This is a genomic window from Paenibacillus sp. UASWS1643 (assembly GCF_008693195.1).
Lineage (GTDB): Bacteria > Bacillota > Bacilli > Paenibacillales > Paenibacillaceae > Paenibacillus > Paenibacillus amylolyticus_B.
The window spans coordinates 98862-121879 of sequence record NZ_VXKZ01000102.1; the positions used below are offsets into that span (position 1 = coordinate 98862).

The window sequence follows — 23018 nt, forward strand, 5'->3', positions numbered from 1 at the left end:
TTATCTTAAGAAAAGCTCCTACCGGAGCGTTGGTGCACAGTGACCTTGTACAATTGTTATGATGACTTGATCAAATGTTCCTGTTCTTGCAATCATAAGGCCGGTCAAGACCGGCCCCAATGATTATTCATTTGTGTCTAAGATCAAAATTACTCTGTAGGAACTTTGATTTCGCCGCTGATGATTTTTTCTTTGTACTCTTCCACTTTTGCGAGTGTATCAGCAGATACATTGGCTGTAGAGGTATCAGCAATACCTACGCCGTTTTCTTTCAAAGTCAGGTTCTCGGAACCGCCAGCGAATGTACCATCAACTACTTCTTTGTTAACGCGCTTAACTGCTTCGTCAACTTTTTTGATCATGGAAGTCAAAGTAATCTCGTCACCAAACTCAAGAGATTGGTCTTTGTCAACACCGATAACCCATACATCTTGACCTTGGTTCTTACGAGCACTTGCTTCTTTAAACACACCGTTACCTGTTGCGCCAGAAGCGTGGAAGATAATATCTACGCCTTCATTGTAAAGTGTTGCTGCTGCTGCTTTACCCAAGTCAGGTTTATCAAATGCACCTGTGTAGTTAGAAATGAATTGAGCATCAGGGTTCACTGCTTTAACACCTTCTCTGAATCCTACTTCAAACTTTTTGATCAGTGGGCTTTCCATACCGCCTACAAAACCAATTTTGTTTGTTTTTGTTGTCAGACCGGCAACAACACCAACCAAGAAGGATCCTTCTTCTTCAGCAAAAGTTACGGACTTAACATTAGGAGAATCCACTACACTGTCAATGATCGCGAGTTTGGAATCTGGGTTTTGGTCAGCAACCGTTTTGATTGCATCAGCCAATTGGAAACCGATACCCCAAGTCAAATCATATCCACCTTTGACGAATTCGTTCAAGTTCGGAATGTACTCTTCATCGGATTTACTTTGCAGGTATTTAACAGCTACACCTGTTTCTGTTTCAGTCGCTTGCAGAGCTTCCCAAGCGGATTGGTTAAAGGATTTGTCATTAACTCCACCTACGTCAGTAACCATGCCGATTTTGAGATCGGATTTCGCTTCAGTGGATGTGCCACCTGTATCTCCTCCGGCATTTGTTTCTTCTTTCGGTTTGCTACCGCAACCTGCGAGCATAACCGATACCGCCAGCAACATTACCAAAGACAAGCTGAGCATCTTTTTCATTTCTCTTTTTCCCCCTTAATGATATATCCTTCATTCCAATCCAGCCCACAATTGAACGGTTAACAGATAGCAGAAATGACTTTTATGCAGAATGTATGGTTTCTCCGACATTAAAAGCGCATTTTCACCCTTGTGGCATCCTATCATCTGTCGAAAAACCGAACATTATGACATGGAGAGAAAAATCTAGGACTAGCCTACTAGAGGTGATTATACAATCAACCAGTGTTAAAATCCAGATGTTTCATCACCAAATATCACATATTTTTGTTCTTTTTTTATTGAAAACGCTTAATAATTTAGCGTTTTAACACACTAACGTTACAACGATGTGATGTTATATCACAAAAACATATCGCGAACTTTAGTGATGAGTGGGATTTACCTGTTTTTATTTGTATTATTTCACCGTTCGTATTTTATGTATTCTCATGGACGGTTATTCAACCAGTTATCTGGTTTCATTGTTCCCCTCCAGACTACAGCCTATTCGCTCTACTCATTCAGAGATTCATCTTCGAATTTCTCCCAAGCCGTAAAAAAAGCCGCCATATAGGTACGGCGGCTTGTATCATACAATTTAAGCGTTGATTTTGCCTTTAGCTACAGTAGCCAAAGAGTTGAACGCATTGATGTCGTTAACGGCCAGATCAGCCAACATTTTGCGGTTCATGTCTACACCAGCAAGTTTCAAACCATGGATCAGTTTGTTGTAAGACAAACCATTCATACGTGCTGCTGCATTGATACGAACGATCCACAGTCTGCGGAAGTTACGTTTCGTGTTGCGACGGTCACGGTATGCGTATACCAAGGATTTCATTACTTGCTCGTTAGCTGTTTTAAAAATACGGTGTTTGGAACCGAAATAACCTCTTGCCAGTTTCAAAACCTTTTTATGACGACGACGTACTACAAAACCGCCTTTTACTCTTGCCATATTAAAGAACCTCCCAAATAAATATAAATGTATCCGTGGTATGTGTACGGCCGTAGCCGATCCCCCATACGGAATGTACTAATTAGAATTAGCCTTTCAAGTTAGCCAAACCTTGTTTCAAACGTCTAACATCCCCGGCAGCCATAACTGGGTTACCGTTCAGAACGCGCTTAGCACGTTTGGATTTGTGGGAAAGCAAGTGGTTTTTGTGAGCTTTGTAACGAAGGACCTTACCGGAACCGGTAATTTTGAAGCGTCCTTTCAAACTGCTGTGTGTTTTCATTTTAGGCATTTTGTGTTTCCTCCTCCAATGTTATCAGGCTTTAGGAGCCAAGATCATGATCATACTGCGGCCTTCCAATTTTGGTTGACGTTCAACAGTACAAAGTTCTGCAACTTCTACCTTAACGCGCTCCAAAATCCGTTGACCAATCGCGGCATGTGCAATTTCACGTCCGCGATAACGAACAGAACATTTCACTTTGTCGCCTTCGTTCAAAAACTTAACTACATTACGAAGCTTCGTTTGATAATCGTGCTCCTCAATATTGGAACGGAACCATACTTCTTTAATATCAACAATTTTCTGGTTCTTACGGGCTTCTTTATCTTTCTTTTGTTGCTCATAGCGGAATTTGCCATAGTCCATAATACGACACACCGGCGGTTTAGCCTGTGGTGCCACATTGACCAGATCCAAATTCAGGTCAATCGCCATTTGCAGTGCTTCGCGAATGGGCGTAATCCCAATTTGTTCTCCTTCAGCTCCGACAAGGCGTACTTCCTTCGCCCGAATCTCATCATTAATCATGTGATCTTTACTAATAATCGTCCACCTCCAGGTCATTTTGAATATCCAGTTAAACAAAAATAAAAGGGATGCCGGTCAAGCTACCGACATCCCTGTAATCAACACAATTCTTCATGAGTATACACTTCATAAATTATTGGGATCGTTGACCAGCCAACATGTTTGTTGATCAGGTGAGAAGTCGGACTTCTGCTTGTGATTCCATTGCTATTCGTTTTAAGGCACTTGAATACTATATCACCCACAAAACACATTGTCAACATTCTTCACAACTTATTTTTGTGAATTATACATTTGTGATATCAGATGTCAACAAGGTATCGCATGCAAGTTCCTTACCCTTGCTTGCTTTGCACCTCATCCAACCGTACAACACGTGTATGTTGAGTGTGGCTCCACTGTTTGTTGTTCTGCGTAAAGAAAGCGTAGAACGTAATCGGGTACCAAGACAGCAGGTAGATCGGGAACAAAATCAGATATAGATAAACTTTGGCAAAGGTAACCTTCTCCAGCGCCATGGACAACAGGAACGTCAGAATATTCAAACCAATAGCCACGAACCCAACCCATAACGGGAAGTATCCATAAATATTAGCAATGTGCGGACCACTGAATATAGCCATGTCTACCCACATCACAGCCGTCATCAGGAACGTAAGCAATACCACATAGACATTGGCTCCATAGATAGCAAGGTCAAATTTCACCAGGCTTCTTTCCTTAATGGACTGCCAGAGCAGTGGGAAGAAATATCTACGCGCAACTGTAAAGTGACCTTGCATCCAGCGCAGACGTTGTCTCGCTGAAGCTTTGAATGTTAATGGCTTCTCATCAAATACTTTGGCGTCATAGTTGAAAACAGGATACACATTACGTTGCACACTGCGCATCGTAAACTCCAGATCCTCAACCAGACTTGTTGCGCCCCAGCCAATTTCCTTCAACAGGTTGGTCTCGAAGCACATTCCGGTTCCACCGAGGAAATTCGCCATATTCAAGTTATGACGAGACAACTGCCACAAACGGTTGATGTACCAGTAAGATACGCCGTAAGCTGCAGTGATCCAGGAATCCTCCGGATTTTTCGTATCAATGTATCCTTGGATAACACGCGAACCATTGTTCAAGTCATCATTCATCTCAAGCAAGAAGTTACGGTCAACCAGGTTATCTGCGTCAAACATAACAACTGCGTCATACTGACGTGGCAATTTCCACAGGTACTTAAGCATCCATTCGATGGCATACCCTTTACCTCTCAGATCGGCGTTGGTACGTACACAGGCGTTTAATCCATGCTCTCTGACAATTTGAGCCGTTCCATCCGTACAGTTGTCACAGATGACAAACACATCGTACAGATCTTCCGGATAATCAAGTTGTTTCAAGTTCTCCATCAAGGCACCAATGACTTGTTCCTCATTGTGTGCTGCAACGAGTACAGCGAATGATTTTGTCGCCGGATAATGTTTCTTTTTCTTTTTCTTAATCAGACCGAACAGCGAAAACGTGAATTGGTACACGGCTAGCAGTGCCAGAATGACCTGCATCGTGACGAATATAGCGTCCAACATCGTTCTCTGTTACCCCCTTTTTTTCAAAACCCAGTTTACTCAAGCATTTCTCTTCCTGATTCTGCAATTTATTTTTTTTTTGATCTGCAGAATATGACCCTGTTCTTTTGTGTACTACGTGAATATATCAGGCAATGTTTCAAAGCTTGGTTGCTATCAGTTGGCTGCTTTATCGATTCTGTATCCTTTTCAGTCATTTGTCAAAACCCCAATTCCACTTTCTGAAGCAGAAATGTGATCTTTAAACGCTGAATAGACACTTCGTGATACCACAACCTCGCATTCATGCCTGTTATATCTTATTTTCAGCCGTTTACTTGATTTTTATTTCTAAAGTCCCTGCTTTTTTCATCAGCATGTTATTCTTCATCAGAGGCTCTATAACAAATAACGCAAACAGACCTCAAAAAGTTTGAAACAGAACTCACATTTTTTTACCTCATTTCAGCCATGTTGAATCATTGTATCTTTTTTGGCTGACCCAAGTCAAAAAGTTAAGATGGGTATATATCCACTCTTTAACATGAATTTCACTTTCTTTACATGGGTTCTTCTTGAAAAGGACAACATTTAAAAATATGATAAACATATACCTGAAATAACCTCAAGTTCATGAAAAACGGTTATATACTAATCAGGACGAAACCGGATGCAGAAAATCACCGGAAATAATGCCGCCATTACGGGCGGCCTGACTGGCAGGAGGCCAATATGAGCCGTTTATTCTTAAAGTTTCAAGATTATGATCGAAATGTTTTTATGTGGATCAACGGCCGACTTCATAATCGTTTTATGAATTTTTGGCTGTATTATTTCACCCATCTAGGTGGAGCAACATCTTCTATTGCAATATCCTTGTTAATCTGGCTGCTTGCTCCAGCCCCATGGAGCACAACAGGACTCCAGGCTTGTATCGCTCTTGCGGTCAGCCACATTCCTGTAGCCATCGCGAAAAAATTGTATCCCCGCATTCGACCTTATCTGGCCTTGCCGGATACAATTACGTTCCGTAATCCCCTGACGGATCACTCGTTTCCTTCAGGGCACACAACTGCCATTTTTTCGGTCACGGTTCCCTTTATGACCACTGATCCGATCTTATTGCTAATTTTGTTGCCTGTGGCCCTTATTGTCGGATTCTCTCGAATTTATCTGGGATTACACTATCCTTCCGATGTTCTGGCAGGTGCCACAATAGGTACTTTAGTCGCACTTGCAACAGTTGCATTCTGGTCTTAAAGCCGATATGTTAGACTCAGAAAAACCTAGCAGGAACAGGTGAAGCAAGCGTGGAGAAAAAAAGAGTATTACTATTATCTGAAGGCTTTGGTACGGGTCATACTCAAGCCGCCTATGCACTGTCCAGCAATTTGCGAAAGCTCTCGCCAGACGTGCAGACAAAAGTGCTTGAACTGGGAAGTTTCTTAAATCCCAAGGTTGCACCTCTGATTATAACAGCATACAAAAAAACGGTTACCAACCAACCCAAACTTGTCGGATACGTATACAGACACCAATATAAAAAATCATTAAACAGGCTGACAACACTGGCGCTGCATAAACTGTTCTATACACATACACGCAGCGTTGTGCGCCAGTTACGTCCCGATGCAATCGTCTGTACACATCCGATTCCAAGTGCTGTCATATCCAGACTGAAGCGTCTGGGTGTACAGGTTCCCCTATGCACAGTCATCACCGACTATGATGCACATGGGACGTGGATTAACCGTGAAGTAGACCTTTATCTGGTTTCTTCAGATGAGGTTAAGTCCAAACTAATGCTACGCGGCGTACCTACAGACAACATTCGAGTCACGGGCATTCCGGTGCATCCTAATTTCTGGGAGCATCCCGGGCGAGAAGAGATTCGAAGCAGATTCAACCTCAAGAACATGCCTACTGTATTGGTGATGGGTGGCGGCTGGGGAATGCTCAGCGACAAGCTGGTCCATCCGCTGCTGACACGCTGGCATGAAGATATTCAGATCATTTTTTGTCTGGGTCGCAATGATAAAGCACGGATCAGCATGGAACAGAACCCCATGTATCGCAAAGAAAACATTCATATTATGGGTTACACCAACGAAGTGGACAAATTGATGGAAGTATCCGACCTCCTGATCACCAAACCTGGGGGAATGACATGCAGCGAAGGCTTGGCCAAAGGAATTCCAATGTTGTTCCACAACCCTATACCTGGTCAGGAAGAAGAAAACGTCCATTATTTTACGGCAAGAGGGTTGGGAGAACCCATAACTTCGCTCGACGTAGTGGTCAAATGGATGAACAAGCTGTTGCATCACTACCCGGATGTTGTACGTAAACGCAAACGTCATCTGGCGGAAATCGCCAAGGTTCATCCCATGCAGAGCGCTCAAAGTATTATCGATCTGCTGGAGGACGTTCGTCCTTCATCCGCAGAAGAGGCCCGTTTATGAATTTATCCAAATAAGGTGCTGCTTCCCGCATTCTTCGTCCAATCATGCCTCTAACCAACGGCTTCAAACAAGCCTGCAACCACATTGAAAAGGTGCCTTCGGATTTGAAGGCACCTTTTCTTTATGAAGGAAAGTACAAATTATTGAATGCCTGTTGACTTCAAGTACTCCTGCCACTGCTTGGTGTATTCCGCCTGAATTTTTTCCAATCCTGCTTGCTTCGCCTTCTCCATAAATGTGTTCAATCCAGCCTCTACGTCTGCCACCAAACCTACATTAAGCGGATACAAATATTGTTTTTCCACTTGTTCCAATGCAGCCTTCTCTGCTTGGTACGGAGTCCAGTCTTCAGCAAATCCTGTAAAGATATCCGGCTTTTTGATTTTGTCGAGATCTTCAAACATGGTCAGCACGTCATCAAAGGTTTTATCATAGAGCATGAATTCCGGATTACGCCAAGCCCAGCCATTCATGCCTTCACGCGGGAAGCCGTTAGTTTGTGCATCTCCGACCATTTTGTAGTATCCATTATCTACCTCGAAGTTTTTGCCTTCAACGCCGTATTCAGTCAACCAGTTATATCGTTTATCTGTAACCAGTTTCTCATAAAATGCCAAGGCTTTTTCCGGGTTTTTACTGCTACGCGGAATCGCAAATCCGTTGTGGATCGGGTGAACCGGTTGTGCAAACCCTTTTGCATTCGGGTAAGGGAAATAAGCCAGTTTCCAATCTGGATGCGTAGACTGCACCTTGATTACATCTGCATTAAATTTGTTAGGGTTTTCCCCGGACAGAACAACAGCCGCTTTTCCATTTTGCAGCAACGAGTTGGATGTATCTTTTACATTCAGTACGTTTTTCGGGAAAAATCCTTTATCCATCCAACGTTTGTATGTTTTCAGGTCTTCCAGGTGTTGCGCGGATCCCCAGTAGGACGTCACGCTTGATGGTGTGTCATACATAATATCCAGTCCATATGGAAGTTGACCTGCTGTATTAACCAGCTTGGATGTCAATTGACGAATACCATGGGTATGGTTGGCATTGCTATCCGCAATCGGAATCATATTGGGTTCGTTGGCTTTGATGCCCCCCAGATACGCTTCGAGCGTCTCCAATGATTCCGGTTTTGGAAGATTGTACTTCTCGCGCAAGTCCTCACGGTACGCAATCCCCTCGGTTACATACTCAATCCAAGTTGATGGAACAGTATAGATTTTGTCATTGATTTTGACAGCATTCCACATGTCATCAGGTACATGAGCTTTCAGTGCTGGCGCTGCTGTAGGCAACATTTCATCCAGTGGCAGGAACGCGCCCTTCTTGGCATAGGACTGGTAGAATGTCCAATCCGCTGTGAAGATCAGATCGATCGGCTGTCCGGAAGACAGCAGAAGTTTATATTTTTGATCCCAGTCGGTCCATGAGGTGTAGTTAAATTTCACATTGACGTTCAGATCAGCCTCCGCCAGCTTATTGATCTCGGATTCAATGACAGGCAGATCTTTAGGAGCATCCCCAAGCATGTAAAATTGGAGCGTGACTTTCTCGCCTTTGTTCCCGGATGTCCCACCCTGCTCGCTTCCTTGTGTCGATCCCCCCGAACCGTTATTACATGCGGCAAGTACCCCGGCGAACAACATCAGAGCAAGTACCAGAGACAGGTGCCGAATTGTTTTGTTACGCATACGCATCCTCCCTTTTTGTGGTGAACCTTTATATGTTAGCGCAGACTCGCCATGTTTCAGACCGGAAATGATGTCAATGGCCTGACACTCACAGCGTGTTCACGTTCTAACCTTTCACTGCACCAATGGTGAGTCCTTTGACAAAGTAACGTTGTACAAACGGATACAGGAACAAAATCGGTCCCGTTACAACGATAGCCATTGCCATCTTGGTTGATTCCGTAGGCACATCCTGACTGAGTGTGATCCCTGTGCCAATCGCCATCTGGTCAATGAATGTAATCGTGTTCATCGTGTTGTAGAGATAAAATTGCAGTTGGTACATATCCGGGTTGTTAATGAAGAGGGATGAGGTAAACCAGTCATTCCAGTAACCCAGTGCCAGAAACAGACCTACGGTGGCGATACCAGGCATCGCCAGTTTCAACACAATGCTGAAATAGATGCGGAAGTCATTCGCTCCATCAATTTTGGCGGACTCAATCAATTCATCCGGCACTGCTGAGCGAATGAAGTTTTTCATCAGGATAATGAGGAATGGCGTCATCAACCCCGGGAAAATAAGTACGGTGTACGTATCTGTGAGATTGAAGTAGTTCGCCAGCATAATGTACCAAGGCACAAGTCCCCCACCAAACAGGGTTGTGAAGTAGATAAAAAACGAGAACGTGTTCCGATATTTAAAGTCCTTACGCTGGAGCACAAATCCGGCCATCGTGATGAGGAACAGCCCTAGCGTAGTCCCCACCACCGTTGTAAAGACCGTTACCCCATAAGCCTTGAGTACCTGAGTCGGGAATTTGAACACCATTTTGTAACCTTCCAGGGAAAAGTCCGTTGGAAAGAGGTGATAACCATCCCTCACAATGGACTCGTTGCTGCTGAATGAACCGGATAGGATCAGCAGAAACGGTAGCAAGCACATGATTGATAAAATGATGATGAAGCTGTAGGAAATCAGTTGAAACATGAAAGTGAATTCCGAATCTCTGAGACGCGTATTCGTACGAGTGTGAGTATTCATTGGCGTGTTCATGATTGTTCTCCCTCCTGCCCTGCGGGCGCTCTAGAACAAGGCGTAGTCCTCATTTACTTTGCGAATAATATAGTTGACCGTCATGATCAAAATGAATCCAAACAACGATTGATACAGACCAGCTGCCGTTGCCATCCCGATATCAAATGTGACTTTGAGCGAACGATATACATACGTATCAATAATATCTGTAGCGTTGTACAACACCCCGTTGTTGCCGATCAGTTGATAGAACAGGTCAAACTGCCCCTTCATAATGCTGCCGAGCGAGAACAACAACAGGATGACAAAGGTTGGCTTCAGCATCGGTACCGTAATGTACCAGATCCGCTGAAATATATTGGCTCCGTCGATTCGGGCAGCCTCATAATACTCGTCACTGATCCCCGTTATGGCGGCCAGATAGATGACCATGCTGTATCCAAGATTTTTCCACAGATAAAAGATGATGATCAGGAACACCCAGATCCAGGGTGTGTTATAAATGTCGACCGGGCCGGCCTCAAAACGTTTGAGCACCGTGTTCACAAAACCCGACTCGTAGTTAAACATGTTGTAAGCGATTACACTTAATAGTACAAATGAGATGAAATACGGCAAGAACATGACGGATTGCGTAATTTTTTTGAATAACCTGCCTCGGATTTCGCTAAGCATGATCGCACAGAAGATCGCCAGACCGTTTCCTAATATAATGAAGGCGAGATTGTATCCCACGGTATTGGTTGTGAGCTTCAGTAGCATTCCGGATTGCCATAGGAACTTAAAGTTCTCCAGACCGACAAATGGACTGCCAAATAATCCGCCTTCAAAATCATACCGGGTGAACGCATAATAGATGCCGACCATCGGAAAATACGAGTTAATCAGAAAAAAGATCAGCGTGGGCAACAGCATCAGAAACATGATTTTGTTTTTGTTCAATTCTTTGAGCATGGCTCGATCCCTCCCGAATTTCTTGCGGTGCTGCGTGGTGGAGCTCTTTTTATTGTAGATGCTCTCTTCACTCACGAATACTGAAGCTTCCAATCAGAAAATGAACGATTCTGCGAAATGAATTATGAACAAAATGAACGAACCATGAAATGAACAGACATCCACACACATCCGTTCACAAATGTTGATATCGTGCATAGGCTACACCTAGTGAACAATCCAGCGAAAGTTGAACTTTATGTAGAGAAAACAGGCAAAATGGCCTGTCCAGCATTGATGTAAACGCATACATAATATATAATTCAAGTTACTCTTGCTCTTCTGCTCATCCATATATGAAGCCTCACTTATGTATATGAAATTCTATGTTGTTCACCCAAAACAGGAGGTTCGAGGGGGAAGATGAATGCGTAAACGTTCAGAGGACAGTCAGAAGGTCTTCACACGGATTCTGATCGGCATTATTATCAGTACCGTCGCTACCTTACTTGTGGCTTCTACTATTTTGTACGTCAACTATAATCGGATTGCTCTTCGCCAGGTGTATCGTACAGATATGAACAGTCTTACACAAACCAGCCGTGAAGTGGCGAAAATGACCGAGACTGCAAAATCATTGTCATATCAGATCTATCAGGACTACACCATCTCTTCATTGCTGCTTTATCCCAAACCAAATATCTATGAGATCACATCGGCGATGGAGCAGCTAGACAACTACCGTATGTCCCTACCCTTTATCGAATCCATCTATGTATATAACTCCAAAAGTAATGAATTCTATATCAGTTCCAACGTGCGCAATGGGCAGCAGTCCATCTCGGAGATCGATGATCAGGGGATTACAAGCATCCTCCAACGCTTCCATGACTATAAACCTTTTGTGCCCATCCCGCGTACATATCAGGTCGGCTCTACCGAAGCAACAGAGGTTAACAGCTACACCTATCTCTGTTACGACACAATCAATGACAACGCGAAATTAAACTATGCTGTCATCGTGAATATCAAGGATGATTGGCTCAGTCCGAATATGAATGCTGTGGATCAACCAGGCAAAACCTTTATCGTAAATGAGAATGGAGACCTTTTATCTGACTTTGGCGACCGTGCATTGATGAAAAATCTCTCCAGCGAAGCTTTTATAAAGCCAATTATGCAGGATACGGAGCAGTCAGCTTACTTTACCGAGAAGGTCGACGGAGAAAAATCTCTCATCACCTATACCGCTCCCGATGATCTGGGTTGGCGTTATGTGAGAATAACACCTTATGATCTGATTACCTCAGATATACGGAGTATGCGCACACATACCGTTCTGTTTTGTGTTGGACTTCTCTTCGCAGGGTTACTGCTCTCTTACCTTGTGTCCCGAAAACTATATCACCCTATTGATAAGGTGCTTGTTCGTTTACGTGTGATGGAAGCAGAGCGACGTGGCAGTCTTCATTTGTTACGGCAGGATTTTCTACGAGGGGCCCTACAGGGCCGCGAAACAGTAACTGGAGGTATGCTGGAAGAACGGATGAAGTTCTACGGCTCCTCCATTGATGTTCACCATGCATCCAGACTGGTATTGCTGCGTATTGACCATTTTACCGAATTCTGCGAAACGTACCGTGATGAGACCCAGCTTGTAAAATACGCCATGATGAACATATGCACCGAGACAGCCGATCTCCACTACAATGCGGAAGCTGTGGACATGGGCGGTGATCTGATCACACTCATCTTCAATGAAAAAGCGGAAAGCCATGAACCTGGGCAACCTGCTCATAACCGGATCGAAGAGCTGCTACGTATGATGCAGGCAGCTGTAATGACCCATTTGAAATGCTCCATCTCCTGTACTATAGGTACTGAAGAAGATTCATTGGAAGACAGTATTGCATCCTACACCAGATCAGCCGAAGCCTCACTGCATCGTTTGTTCATGGGACCGGGTTGTCTGATCTATACCGCTGACATCATGGCTTATCACGCCAAGGAGTACGCATTTCCAGCAGGTAAGGAAAGACAACTTGTTGATCATCTAATGACAGGTAAGACGCGAGAAGCAAAACAAGTCTATGCAGACATCGTCGGCGAAACAGCCGCATATCCATTTACCGTCTTCCAGCTAGCCTTATCCCATCTGACGATGACACTGAACCATGTACGAAATACCCTCAAGAAGAATAATCAACTCACGCTTGATTCAGTCTCGGATGGTCTAATGCTGCCTGTCAAAGACGCTGAAGACATCAGTGAAGTACATGAACACTTCTATCGGATGTTTGATGAGCTTGGCTCCAAAGTCGAGGAGAAACGTACACTTAAGCACGAAGAGTTGATTCGTAAAATCAATGGCATTATTGAGCGAGACTATGCGGACCCCAATCTATGTCTAACTTCTATCGCAGATGAGTTGGGCATGTCACCCATCTATGTAAGCAGGCTCTACAAACAGCTCACCCTGAAAGGGCTCACGGACGTGATTAACGAAACCCGCATAGCCAAGGCCCAGCATCTGCTGGTGGAGACGGAGAACTCCGTTGCCGACATTGCCGAGAGAACCGGATTCACCAACAGTTCATACTTCTATCGCATGTTCAAAAAGTTTAATGGTGTTACACCAAACGATTATCGTCGCAAAGAGTTTCATTCAGAGAACTTTTGAAATCATACCAGACTTGAGTTTATGGAGCATTGCACATTGTTGTTAATGCAAAAAAAGAGCGACCTATGAGAATGAATCATTCACCTCATGTGTCGCTCTTCTTTAACAAGTTTAAGTTAGATTTGATTTATTCCGGTTCCTGATCTTCGCCGGACTCATCAGAAGCTTCACGAACTTTATACTTGTCCAGACGTGTCTGCTGATACTCACGCAGGGCCTCTTCACCAACAATCACTTCAACCCGGTGAATGTTCATACCTTTACCCATGAATTTCTGCTCGTACTCCGTCATCACATGTTCTTCATTCAAACCATCACGATGCAGATTCAAAGAAATATTGGTCATTTGCAGGCCGAAGTCGGCAATGGCATTGAGTGAGAAATCAAACAGCGTCTCCGAATCGGTTTTGAAATGAATCTGACCTTTGGGATTAAGCAATTCCGTGTATTTCTTCAGGAAGCGCGGATGCGTCAAACGACGACGTGCATGCTTTGCTTTTGGCCAAGGATCACTGAAGTTCAAATAAATGCGCTCCAGTTCTTCCGGTTCAAAAACTTCCTCGATCTGTTCGATATTTGCCAGCGCAAGCTTCAGGTTAGGGGGTGTCTCCACATCAGCCTGACTCCACGCATTACGAGCTTTCTCACTGGCACGACGCACCAGTTCATCATACATATCAATACCGATGAAATTAAATTCCGGATATTTATAACTCATTTGGCTGATAAATTGACCTTTACCCATTCCAAATTCCACGAAGATCGGGTGGTCATTGCCAAACAGTTCAGACCATTTTCCTTTATGTTGCTTGGGGTCCAGTACAACAAGATCAACTTGTTGCTCCAGATTTTCTCTTATCCCTTTTCTGCCACGTAAACGCATTTTATTCCTCCGTTTGTCCCATACTTGTCTCAGACTTATTTTGCCGAAGAACTGGCAAATTGTAAAGAGCAATGAAAAGGGAATCTTCGGATCTGCCACTTTGGGCAAATCTCAAAGATTCCCTCTTCGATTTATTTGGAATTGGGGTCCAACTACTTTAGTAGTTCATAGTCTACCTTATCTTGGTGTGAAAAATCAAATGTCTTTTCGAAAGCATCGCGAACTTTTTGTCTTGCAGCCGCTTTCACTTTCGGATTTCCATTAAAACGAACACCTGTTAAAGCCAGTGCTTCTTCTGCCGTCAATTCAACAGACACACGATTCAATTCATTGTTTTTAACTTGGGAATTCATTCATATCACCTCACGGTATAGTATGGTCCATGACGTCAATCTTGATTCAAATGCTATGATGAATAATACCCACTAGATGGTGTCTGACGCTGATTTAAATATAACATAAGGTGTAAACTATAGCAAGGAGAAAACCTTGATTTTACGGCCTATTTTTGCGTTTCGATTCCCTTTTTTTTTAGTTTTTTGATACAATGATAAAGTGAGCATTTTGCAAAAATCCCATAAGCGTCTTCCAATCAGCAAGATATGGATCAGGATGCTTTTTCCTGTCCATATCTTGTACCCGTGAGCGATTCAAATCGAATAATGCAAAATGCTAAAGTTCATGAAGACACCTATAATCGCAATCCATCGTCTATGACGGAAATCGCATAGCGCTTCTTCTTTTGTTCACGTATGATTACTGTAATTCGACAGCCAAAGGAGTACCCTGAAGATGAATGCACCTGCATTACAGTCCCCTCTGTTGTGGGGAGATAAACGATTCCATACCTGGAATTATGAGATGCGTGATCAATTTAACAATAAGGTTTTCAAGGTGATGCTGGATGCTGGATTCACCTGTCCCAACCGCGACGGTTCCATTGCCAAAGGTGGTTGCACCTTCTGCAGTGCGCGTGGATCAGGTGATTTTGCTGGCAGCAGACGTGAAGATCTGGTCACCCAATTCAATACAATTCGAGATAAACAGCACCTCAAGTGGCCTACAGCACATTATATTGGCTATTTCCAAGCCTATACGAATACGTATGCTCCGGTTGAGGAGCTGCGCGAATATTTTGAAGAAATTCTTGAGCAACCCGGTGTTGTTGGTTTGTCCATCGCCACTCGCCCGGATTGTTTGCCAGATGACGTTGTTGATTATTTGGCTGAACTGAACGAACGCACCTATCTGTGGGTTGAGATGGGACTTCAAACGATCCATGATTCCACATCAACATTGATTAATCGGGCGCACGACACGAAGTGTTACGAAGAAGCGGTTGAGAAACTGCGCAAACGGAATATACGAGTGTGTACACATATCATATATGGTTTGCCTCAAGAGACACATGAGATGATGCTGGACACCGGACGGGCAGTTGCCAATATGGATGTACAGGGAATCAAGATTCACCTGTTACATCTCATGCGCAAAACACCGATGGTGAAGCAATACGAAGCCGGACTTTTACGTTTTCTGGAACAGGATGAGTACATCAAACTGATCGTAGATACATTGGAGATGCTCCCGCCAGAAATGATCGTACACCGTCTTACAGGCGATGCACCGCGTAATCTGCTGATTGGACCGATGTGGTCCCTCAACAAATGGGAAGTGTTAAACTCCATTGATCGTGAGCTGCGAGAGCGGGATTCATGGCAAGGTAAGTATTGGAGGCGAGCATAGATGGGCTTTCTTTCGGTTCTCAGCTGTGCTCATCAGTGGATTGCTTCCCGTCTGCAGCCAGGTGATCTGGCCATAGATGCAACGGTTGGTACTGGAGCAGACACACTATTTTTGGCACAACAAGTAGGCAAACGTGGTCAAGTCATTGGATTCGATATTCAAAGTGAAGCCCTTACGCTTGCACAGGCCCGGATTCGAAAACAAAACGACGAAACCAAGCTTGGCTCCATCTCCATGCTTCAACTAAGTCATGATCGAATGGCAGAAGCCGTGCCGGAGTCATGGCTTGGTGCGGTTGGCGCAGTCATGTTTAATCTGGGGTATCTGCCTTCGGAAAATGCAGATTCCTCCATCATAACCAAGACTGACAGTACGATTGCTGCACTCGAGGCTGCACTCGCTTTACTACGTCCTCGCGGAATTATTACAGTTGTGCTCTACCCCGGTCATGACGGAGGCGCACAGGAAGCATCAGCCGTGCTGGAATGGTCCTCTTCCCTGCCGGTAGAACAAGCACAGGTTGTGCTGTATCGCCAATTACAGCGAGAAACTTCTCCTTTTCTGATCGGAATTGAGAAAAAATAATTTCCTTTGTTCACCAAATACAATAAACTAGACACAATCGCAAGGTGAGCTATTAACGGCTTTTTCTTACTGCGATCTGTGTTCTACATCTACATATGCAAACGTATTCACTTGTTTGCTCATGGCGACTACATGCCCATGACTGATTAAAGCGATCCACCACTTCATATACTAGAGGAGAGATTACTGATGTCTATGCCATACCCATTACAATTCCAACCTGAATTCAAAGAACGTGTGTGGGGCGGTCGTGCGCTGGAGCAATTTGGCCTTACGCCCCCTGAAGGACATATCGGAGAAGGATGGATGATTGCGGATCATCCAAACGGTACAACCAAGGTATTAAATGGAGCCCTTGCTGGCAAGGGTCTGGATGAAGTTCGTGAACAACTGGGCACCGAATGGCTTGGAACCAAAGGCGTTTCCGAAAAAGGCGGCCGTTTCCCCCTTCTGATTAAGCTGCTTGACTGCAACGATGACCTGTCCGTTCAGGTTCATCCAACAGACGAGTATGAGGCACTGCCTCCTGGCGAGCTTGGCAAAACAGAAATGTGGTATGTACTCGACGCAAAACCGGGCGCACACATCATCTACGGCTTAAATGAAGGCGTTGATCGGGCAACATTAAAAGAAGCATTGGAAAACGGCACGGTGATGGATACCCTTCGTCAGGTGCCTGTAGAAGCTGGTGATACGTTCTTTATCCCTGCTGGAACAGTGCATGCGCTCTGTGCAGGTGTCGTTGTCGCTGAGATTCAGCAAAACTCGGATACGACGTACCGGATATACGATTACAATCGTCCAGGGCTGGATGGCAAACCACGTGAGTTGCATGTTGAAGATTCATTAAATGTCACCGCCTATGAGGGCGCAGGTGCCTCAACGATGAAAACAAATAACGCTACTCCTGGTGAATGGCTCAAGCTTGCGGAATGCCCTTATTTTGTAGTTGAAAAAGGTGTTGTGAATACACGTTGGGAACTCTCCACCAATCCTGACAGCTTCACGATTCTCGTTGTCTGTGAAGGAGAAGGAACTTTGGAGTGGGCACATGCTGAATCAGACAGCATTGAATTGAAAGCTGGACAATGTTATCTCTTGCCAGCCAATCTGGGTTCTTATACATTAGATGGAAATACCACTGTTCTTCGCTCTTATCTGCCATAAATCAAGCTTATATGTAACCTGTGAAGGAGGAATTACACGAGATGCAGGAATCTACCTTTGCCTTGGTCGCTAGTGAAGGTACCCGTATTCATGTGTACCGCTGGCTTCCCGATCCGGAATGCAACGTTAAGGGTGTAGTGCAAATTGCACACGGCATGGGCGAGACCGCAGCCCGATACGCGGAATTTGCCAACGTTCTTACTGAAAATGGCTATGCGGTCTATGCCAATGACCATCGGGGTCATGGCAAAACTGTAGAGCATGCCAAGTTGCTTGGTAATGCTGGTATCGATGCCTTCCGCTGGATGGCGAGTGATATGATCAATCTGGGCGAAGTAGCCGCCAAGGAGAATCCTGGGGTGCCCCTGTTTCTCATGGGACATAGCATGGGCTCATTCTTGGTACAACATCTCATGTACGCTGATCATGAGCAGTACCATGCCTTTATTTTATCCGGGACAAACGGCAGACGCGGTCTGCTCCGGTTTGGAGAGAAGCTGGCCTTCTTGCAATGCGGCATTCAGGGGGATACTCATCCCAGCATGCTGCTCAACGCGATTGTGTTTGGTGGATTTAACCGCTCTTTCCGCCCTGCCGCGACACCGTTTGATTGGTTGTCCCGGGACTCACAAGAGGTTCAGCGATTCATTGATGATCCCCTGTGCGGAGCAGTCTGTACAGCAGGCTTTTTCCGCGACTTCTTCAAATTACTGCTTGAAGTCCATCTTCCACACAATATGGAGCGCATACCCAAACACAAACCCGTATACCTGTTCTCAGGTGAAAAGGACCCTGTCGGACTTCATGGCAAAGGCGTTCTTAATCTGGTCTCGCAGTATAAGAAGCTTCAGTTGGAGAATATTGAGTATCGCCTGTATCCGGATGGACGCCATGAAATGCTGCATGAGATCAACCGAACAGAAGTGGCTCAGCATGTTGTGAACTGGCTAGAGCGGAATACCCCTGGATCGAATACACACCCTAGCCCGGTGAACCCTACTGAGACGGCTGACTCTATCTAATAGAGTCGAAGGCAACATACCATGAGCAACAGCAAAAGAAACCCCTGGATCGGATGTGCAGCTCACGCTGCGCTCCAGTTCAGGGGTTTTCTTGTTGAACGATATGAATAATAGCTATAAACAAGCTTTATGGATTAACCTTCAATTAACAGAGATTCCGGGTCTTCAAGCAGTTCTTTCACGGTCACGAGGAAACGAACAGCCTCACTACCGTCGATAATCCGGTGATCGTAGGACAGCGCGATGTACATCATTGGACGGTTCTCCATCCGCTCTGCATCAATCGCGACTGGACGAAGCTGGATCTTATGCATCCCCAGAATACCCACTTGAGGTGTATTCAGAATTGGCGTAGACAACAAGGAACCAAATGTTCCACCATTGGTGATGGTGAACGTTCCACCTTGCAGATCAGATAACGCCAGCGTGTTGGAACGAGCTTTGGATGCCAGGTCCGCAATGCTCTTCTCGATCTCGGCAAAGCCCAGACGATCGGCATCACGTACAACCGGTACAACCAGTCCTTCCTTCGCAGATACGGCGATGCCGATATCATAATACTTTTTGAGCACAACATCTTCGCCATCAATCTCTGCGTTAATTGTAGGGAATTTTTTCAGAGCCCCCACAACCGCTTTGGTGAAGAAGGACATGAAGCCCAGGTTAATCTCATGTTTCTCTTTGAACTTGTCCTTACGGCGTTTACGTACATCCATGATCGCAGTCATATCAACTTCATTAAACGTAGTCAACATGGCTGCTGTCTGCTGAGCCTCTACCAGACGTTTGGCAATGGTCGCACGGCGGCGAGACATCCGCTGACGCTCCACTGGTTTGGTATAGGTAGAACTTCCAGCTGCCGGAGCACTTGGTGCTGCTTGAGCTTTACTCGCAGGTGGAGCAGCAGGAGCAGGCACCTGATTGTTATGGCTCTTCACATCATCTTGGTATACCCGTCCAATCGGATCTTTGCTCTGAACCTGATCTAACTCGATACCACGTTCACGTGCAAGCTTACGAGCAGACGGTGAAGCCGTCTTGGCACTATCGGATGACTCCGGTGCTGCCGCAACAGGTGCTAGTGGTGGTGTTGGAGCTTCAGGTGCAGGAGTAACGGCCTTTTTCTCTTCAGCTGCTGGTTCGGAAGCGGGTGCACCGCTTCCTCCTCCAGAACCAGCTGAGAGTGTACCGATCGTTTCACCGATCTCGACCGTCTCTCCTTCCTGACGTATGATCTTCTCCAGCACGCCACTTTCTTCTGCGCTGATCTCAATATTTACTTTATCCGTTTCCAGTTCAAGAAGCACATCACCCTGATTAACGGTATCCCCTTCTTTAACCATCCATCTGGATACAGTTCCCTCAGTTATTGACTCACCCATTGCAGGTACTTTAATTTCACTCACAGCTGTTACCTCCCCAGTGGAATATTATTCTTCGTCGTTTGTTTCAACGCAGATGTAATAATCTGTTGCTGTTCCATACTATGCACAAGCTGATAACCGCTGGAAGGACTTGCGTGTTCCGGGCGACCTTCGTATCTAACGGTTGTGCCTTCCGGGGCAACTTCACGAAGACGAGGCTCCATGTATGTCCAGGCACCCATGTTTTTGTTTTCTTCCTGCACCCATACCAGTTCTTTTACATTGCTGAAACGTGCAAGTATACGTTTGATCTCTTCTGCCGGGAACGGATAAAGTTGTTCCACTCGAATGATGTGAAGCCATGACCAATCTGCTTTATCTTTTTCAAAAGCATCTTCCAGGTCGATGGCAATCTTGCCACTGCACAAAATAATGCGCTCTACGCGATCCGGCTGTGTCCCCAGTCCAGCTTGTTCCAGCACAAGCTCAAACTTGCCTTCACTAAATTCGACTGCCGGTGAAGCAACACGCGGATTCCGAATGAGACTTTTTGGTGACATCATCACAAGTGGACGAGCATCTTCCGTTTCAGTCAACGAAGCTTGACGACGCAACAAGTGGAAGTACTGAGATGCACTCGACAAGTTGGCAACCGTCATGTTGTCTTCTGCACAAAGCTGCAGGAAGCGTTCAAGACGAGCACTTGTATGCTCAGGTCCCTGACCTTCATTCGCATGTGGAAGCAACATAACCAGACTGGATTTTTGTGACCATTTGGCGCGACCCGCTGATACAAACTGGTCAAAAATAACTTGTGCACAGTTGGCAAAGTCACCGAATTGAGCTTCCCAGATGACCAGTGTATCGGGTGAATATACGTTATATCCGTATTCAAATCCAACAACGGATTCTTCAGACAACGGACTGTTATAGATTGCAAAGGATGCTCTTGCCTGTGGCAAGTGATGTAATGGGCAGAACTTTGCTCCATTCTCTGAATCATGCAATACCAGATTCCGATGAGCAAATGTAGCACGCTCGGCATCCTGTCCACTAATCCGAATTGGCTTGCCATCTGCCAGAATGGTTGCAAATGCGAGTGTCTCCGCAAGGCTCCAATCCACTTTTTCCCCTTCGTTCAGGGAAGTGCTCCGGCGTTGCAAAATCCGCTGTAACTTCGGATACACATTGAAGTTCTCAGGCCATTTCAGCAGGTCCGCATTAATGCTGCGCAGATTCTCCAATGGTACGGCAGTAGGCGTAATCGTAACAGCTTCCGGCTCACTGATTTTCCGTTGGTAATATTCATGTACTTCATTTTTCTTCATCTGGTCATAAGCTTCTTTTAATTTGTTCGTTACTCCATCGCGAATGCTCGTAATGGATGCATCATCGATAATCGATTCCTTTTTCAACTGATCCTGATACAAGTGGCTTACCGTTGGATGGTTTTTCACCTTGTCATAAACGATAGGTTGAGTTGTTTCGGGATCATCGGTTTCGTTATGGCCGTAGCGACGGTAACCGATCAAGTCGATCAGGAAATCCTTTTTGAAACGATTGCGATACTCTGCTGCCATACGAATGGCTGCAATACAAGCTTCCGGATTGTCCGCATTCACGTGTACAATCGGAATTTCGTACCCTTTAGCAAGGTCACTTGCGTAATACGTTGAACGGGAATCACCGCTATCTGTAGTGAAACCCAGACGATTGTTGACGATAATATGGATGGTTCCGCCATTCTGATATCCTGGCAAAGCTTTGAAGTTAAGCGTCTCTGCAACAATCCCTTCTCCAGGGAATGCTGCATCACCATGCATCAAAATGGTAGCTGCCTTCGTTACGTCCTGCTTCGGATATCCAGGGTCACGACGGTCATCCTGAGCCGCACGTGCAAACCCTTGTACAACCGGATTAACGTATTCCAGATGGCTCGGGTTATTTGCCAGAGTAAGGCGAGCCTGCACAGTTTCTCCGTCTTTTACAAAACGGTTGGCACCCATATGATATTTGACATCCCCCGTCCAACCGTAGTTGATTCCAGTCGAACCTTCCGATGGAACCAAATCTTTGTTCGGAGCATGATGAAATTCAGAGAAAATTTTGCTGTACGGTTTGCCCAAAACATGAGCCAGTACATTTAACCGTCCACGGTGAGCCATCCCCATCAGAATGTGGCTTGATCCGGCTTCTGCCATGATGCGAACAGCTTCATCCAGCATCGGCACAAGCACATCGTTACCTTCGATGGAGAAACGCTTCTGCCCAACAAATGTTTTGTGAAGATAATCTTCAAATTGCTCGACTTCAACCAAACGTTCCAGCAAAGCCTTACGTTCTTTCGACGTAAGCGGAGCCGGTGATGTCCGAGATTCCGCGCGACGATTCAGCCACTCACGCTCTTGAACTTCGTGCACATGACTGAATTCGTAGGCCATGGGCCCAGTGTATATCTGACGCAAACGTTGGATTGCATCCCATCCGGTTGCTGTCTGTCCATCTGCACCTTCCCAGATCAGGGAAGCAGGCAAAGCTTTCAGATCTTCTTCGTTTAATTCAAAATGCTGAGGTTCCAGCAAAGATGTGTCTGTATCTTCACTGATTCCAAGCGGATCTATATCTGCAGCAAGATGACCATAGGTACGGATGTTCCATACCAGTTTACCCGCTGTAACCGCTTTCTGTAATAATTGAATATCTACGCTTCCGGAAGCAGATTGGGCGTTGCCGGAATTCAAGGTTGTGCGTGCATCCCTGCCAGACATCGGCGGTGCACCCCATTGTTCAAATAGTTCCCGATAGGCCGGTGTAACCGAACCAGGATCTTGAGCAAATAATTCATATTGTTCCTGTACGTATCCCATATTGGGGCCATAGTAACTTTCCCAGGGCTTCTTGTTGCCTTCCACGATCGTCATCGACGTTCCCTCCGTCTTGATTTAGTCATAAGTTTTTGACGGAAATCATTGACTA

The 23018-nt window shown here is 45.2% G+C and carries 19 protein-coding genes; 7 read left to right on the forward strand and 12 right to left on the reverse strand.

What is annotated here, in order from left to right:
* Positions 1-149 precede the first annotated feature (149 nt).
* The 5 genes from FE296_RS09490 to FE296_RS09510 form a co-directional block, all read right to left on the reverse strand.
* Positions 150-1190 carry a BMP family lipoprotein gene (locus tag FE296_RS09490; RefSeq protein ID WP_124113683.1) on the reverse strand — a complete coding sequence of 347 codons (1041 nt, stop codon included), beginning with the start codon at positions 1188-1190 and terminating at the stop codon, positions 150-152.
* Between the two features lie 580 nt (positions 1191-1770).
* The gene (gene rplT / locus FE296_RS09495; protein ID WP_017689664.1) at positions 1771-2130 is read right to left on the reverse strand and encodes a 50S ribosomal protein L20; all 360 of its coding nucleotides are present in this window, start codon (positions 2128-2130) and stop codon (positions 1771-1773) included.
* Between the two features lie 88 nt (positions 2131-2218).
* The gene (gene rpmI, locus FE296_RS09500) at positions 2219-2422 is read right to left on the reverse strand and encodes a 50S ribosomal protein L35 (protein ID WP_017689665.1); all 204 of its coding nucleotides are present in this window, start codon (positions 2420-2422) and stop codon (positions 2219-2221) included.
* Between the two features lie 24 nt (positions 2423-2446).
* Entirely contained in the window at positions 2447-2941 is a 495-nt protein-coding gene (infC, locus tag FE296_RS09505; RefSeq protein WP_017689666.1) for a translation initiation factor IF-3, read from the reverse strand.
* 335 nt (positions 2942-3276) lie between these two features.
* The gene (locus FE296_RS09510) at positions 3277-4515 is read right to left on the reverse strand and encodes a glycosyltransferase family 2 protein (RefSeq protein WP_036610177.1); all 1239 of its coding nucleotides are present in this window, start codon (positions 4513-4515) and stop codon (positions 3277-3279) included.
* A gap of 711 nt (positions 4516-5226) precedes the next feature.
* On the opposite strand from FE296_RS09510, the gene FE296_RS09515 reads away from it, so the two are divergent.
* Together FE296_RS09515 and FE296_RS09520 are read left to right on the forward strand one after the other, a co-directional pair.
* Entirely contained in the window at positions 5227-5754 is a 528-nt protein-coding gene (locus FE296_RS09515; RefSeq protein ID WP_017689668.1) for a phosphatase PAP2 family protein, read from the forward strand.
* 50 nt (positions 5755-5804) lie between these two features.
* A complete protein-coding gene (locus FE296_RS09520) occupies positions 5805-6956 on the forward strand; it encodes an MGDG synthase family glycosyltransferase (protein ID WP_091032863.1) in 1152 nt (383 codons plus the stop codon).
* A gap of 140 nt (positions 6957-7096) precedes the next feature.
* Here the strand turns inward: FE296_RS09520 and FE296_RS09525 are convergent, their stop codons facing one another.
* The 3 genes from FE296_RS09525 to FE296_RS09535 form a co-directional block, all read right to left on the reverse strand.
* The gene (locus FE296_RS09525) at positions 7097-8650 is read right to left on the reverse strand and encodes an ABC transporter substrate-binding protein (protein WP_411860571.1); all 1554 of its coding nucleotides are present in this window, start codon (positions 8648-8650) and stop codon (positions 7097-7099) included.
* A 100-nt stretch (positions 8651-8750) separates the two neighbouring features.
* Positions 8751-9614 (reverse strand): carbohydrate ABC transporter permease, encoded by an 864-nt coding sequence (locus FE296_RS09530; RefSeq protein WP_370511436.1) that lies wholly within the window; start codon positions 9612-9614, stop codon positions 8751-8753.
* A gap of 96 nt (positions 9615-9710) precedes the next feature.
* On the reverse strand, positions 9711-10616 hold the full coding sequence (locus tag FE296_RS09535) for an ABC transporter permease (protein ID WP_017689672.1): 906 nt from the start codon (positions 10614-10616) through the stop codon (positions 9711-9713).
* A gap of 406 nt (positions 10617-11022) precedes the next feature.
* On the opposite strand from FE296_RS09535, the gene FE296_RS09540 reads away from it, so the two are divergent.
* The gene (locus FE296_RS09540) at positions 11023-13275 is read left to right on the forward strand and encodes an AraC family transcriptional regulator (RefSeq protein ID WP_150364823.1); all 2253 of its coding nucleotides are present in this window, start codon (positions 11023-11025) and stop codon (positions 13273-13275) included.
* Positions 13276-13402: 127 nt separating this feature from the next.
* Here the strand turns inward: FE296_RS09540 and trmB are convergent, their stop codons facing one another.
* On the reverse strand, positions 13403-14158 hold the full coding sequence (gene trmB / locus FE296_RS09545; RefSeq protein WP_150364824.1) for a tRNA (guanosine(46)-N7)-methyltransferase TrmB: 756 nt from the start codon (positions 14156-14158) through the stop codon (positions 13403-13405).
* 152 nt (positions 14159-14310) lie between these two features.
* Positions 14311-14511 (reverse strand): hypothetical protein, encoded by a 201-nt coding sequence (locus FE296_RS09550; RefSeq protein ID WP_105597935.1) that lies wholly within the window; start codon positions 14509-14511, stop codon positions 14311-14313.
* A 439-nt stretch (positions 14512-14950) separates the two neighbouring features.
* Between FE296_RS09550 and mnmL the strand changes: the two genes are divergently transcribed.
* The 4 genes from mnmL (at position 14951) to FE296_RS09570 (ending at position 18678) form a co-directional block, all read left to right on the forward strand.
* Entirely contained in the window at positions 14951-15904 is a 954-nt protein-coding gene (gene mnmL / locus FE296_RS09555) for a tRNA modification radical SAM protein MnmL/YtqA (RefSeq protein ID WP_150364825.1), read from the forward strand.
* Complete coding sequence (gene mnmM, locus FE296_RS09560) at positions 15905-16489, forward strand: tRNA 5-(aminomethyl)-2-thiouridylate-methyltransferase MnmM (protein ID WP_150364826.1); 585 nt, start codon at positions 15905-15907, stop codon at positions 16487-16489.
* A 189-nt stretch (positions 16490-16678) separates the two neighbouring features.
* Positions 16679-17656 carry a type I phosphomannose isomerase catalytic subunit gene (locus FE296_RS09565; protein WP_150364827.1) on the forward strand — a complete coding sequence of 326 codons (978 nt, stop codon included), beginning with the start codon at positions 16679-16681 and terminating at the stop codon, positions 17654-17656.
* Between the two features lie 41 nt (positions 17657-17697).
* A complete protein-coding gene (locus FE296_RS09570; protein ID WP_150364828.1) occupies positions 17698-18678 on the forward strand; it encodes an alpha/beta fold hydrolase in 981 nt (326 codons plus the stop codon).
* Positions 18679-18812: 134 nt separating this feature from the next.
* Here the strand turns inward: FE296_RS09570 and odhB are convergent, their stop codons facing one another.
* The gene (odhB, locus tag FE296_RS09575) at positions 18813-20084 is read right to left on the reverse strand and encodes a 2-oxoglutarate dehydrogenase complex dihydrolipoyllysine-residue succinyltransferase (protein WP_150364829.1); all 1272 of its coding nucleotides are present in this window, start codon (positions 20082-20084) and stop codon (positions 18813-18815) included.
* A 5-nt stretch (positions 20085-20089) separates the two neighbouring features.
* Positions 20090-22963, reverse strand: a complete 2874-nt coding sequence (locus FE296_RS09580; protein ID WP_124113675.1) for a 2-oxoglutarate dehydrogenase E1 component — start codon at positions 22961-22963, stop codon at positions 20090-20092.
* Positions 22964-23018 lie beyond the last annotated feature (55 nt).

Coding starts and splice junctions, on each gene's coding strand:
- trmB (WP_150364824.1), bottom strand. CDS start 14,158: ATGCGTTTACGTGGCAGAAAAGGGATAAGAGAAAATCTGGAGCAACAA.
- FE296_RS09570 (WP_150364828.1), top strand. CDS start 17,698: ATGCAGGAATCTACCTTTGCCTTGGTCGCTAGTGAAGGTACCCGTATT.
- FE296_RS09535 (WP_017689672.1), bottom strand. CDS start 10,616: ATGCTCAAAGAATTGAACAAAAACAAAATCATGTTTCTGATGCTGTTG.
- FE296_RS09530 (WP_370511436.1), bottom strand. CDS start 9,614: ATGTTTCAACTGATTTCCTACAGCTTCATCATCATTTTATCAATCATG.
- rplT (WP_017689664.1), bottom strand. CDS start 2,130: ATGGCAAGAGTAAAAGGCGGTTTTGTAGTACGTCGTCGTCATAAAAAG.
- FE296_RS09580 (WP_124113675.1), bottom strand. CDS start 22,963: ATGACGATCGTGGAAGGCAACAAGAAGCCCTGGGAAAGTTACTATGGC.
- infC (WP_017689666.1), bottom strand. CDS start 2,941: ATGATTAATGATGAGATTCGGGCGAAGGAAGTACGCCTTGTCGGAGCT.
- FE296_RS09525 (WP_411860571.1), bottom strand. CDS start 8,650: ATGCGTATGCGTAACAAAACAATTCGGCACCTGTCTCTGGTACTTGCT.
- mnmL (WP_150364825.1), top strand. CDS start 14,951: ATGAATGCACCTGCATTACAGTCCCCTCTGTTGTGGGGAGATAAACGA.
- FE296_RS09510 (WP_036610177.1), bottom strand. CDS start 4,515: ATGTTGGACGCTATATTCGTCACGATGCAGGTCATTCTGGCACTGCTA.
- FE296_RS09515 (WP_017689668.1), top strand. CDS start 5,227: ATGAGCCGTTTATTCTTAAAGTTTCAAGATTATGATCGAAATGTTTTT.
- FE296_RS09565 (WP_150364827.1), top strand. CDS start 16,679: ATGTCTATGCCATACCCATTACAATTCCAACCTGAATTCAAAGAACGT.
- FE296_RS09540 (WP_150364823.1), top strand. CDS start 11,023: ATGCGTAAACGTTCAGAGGACAGTCAGAAGGTCTTCACACGGATTCTG.
- FE296_RS09490 (WP_124113683.1), bottom strand. CDS start 1,190: ATGAAAAAGATGCTCAGCTTGTCTTTGGTAATGTTGCTGGCGGTATCG.
- mnmM (WP_150364826.1), top strand. CDS start 15,905: ATGGGCTTTCTTTCGGTTCTCAGCTGTGCTCATCAGTGGATTGCTTCC.
- rpmI (WP_017689665.1), bottom strand. CDS start 2,422: ATGCCTAAAATGAAAACACACAGCAGTTTGAAAGGACGCTTCAAAATT.
- FE296_RS09550 (WP_105597935.1), bottom strand. CDS start 14,511: ATGAATTCCCAAGTTAAAAACAATGAATTGAATCGTGTGTCTGTTGAA.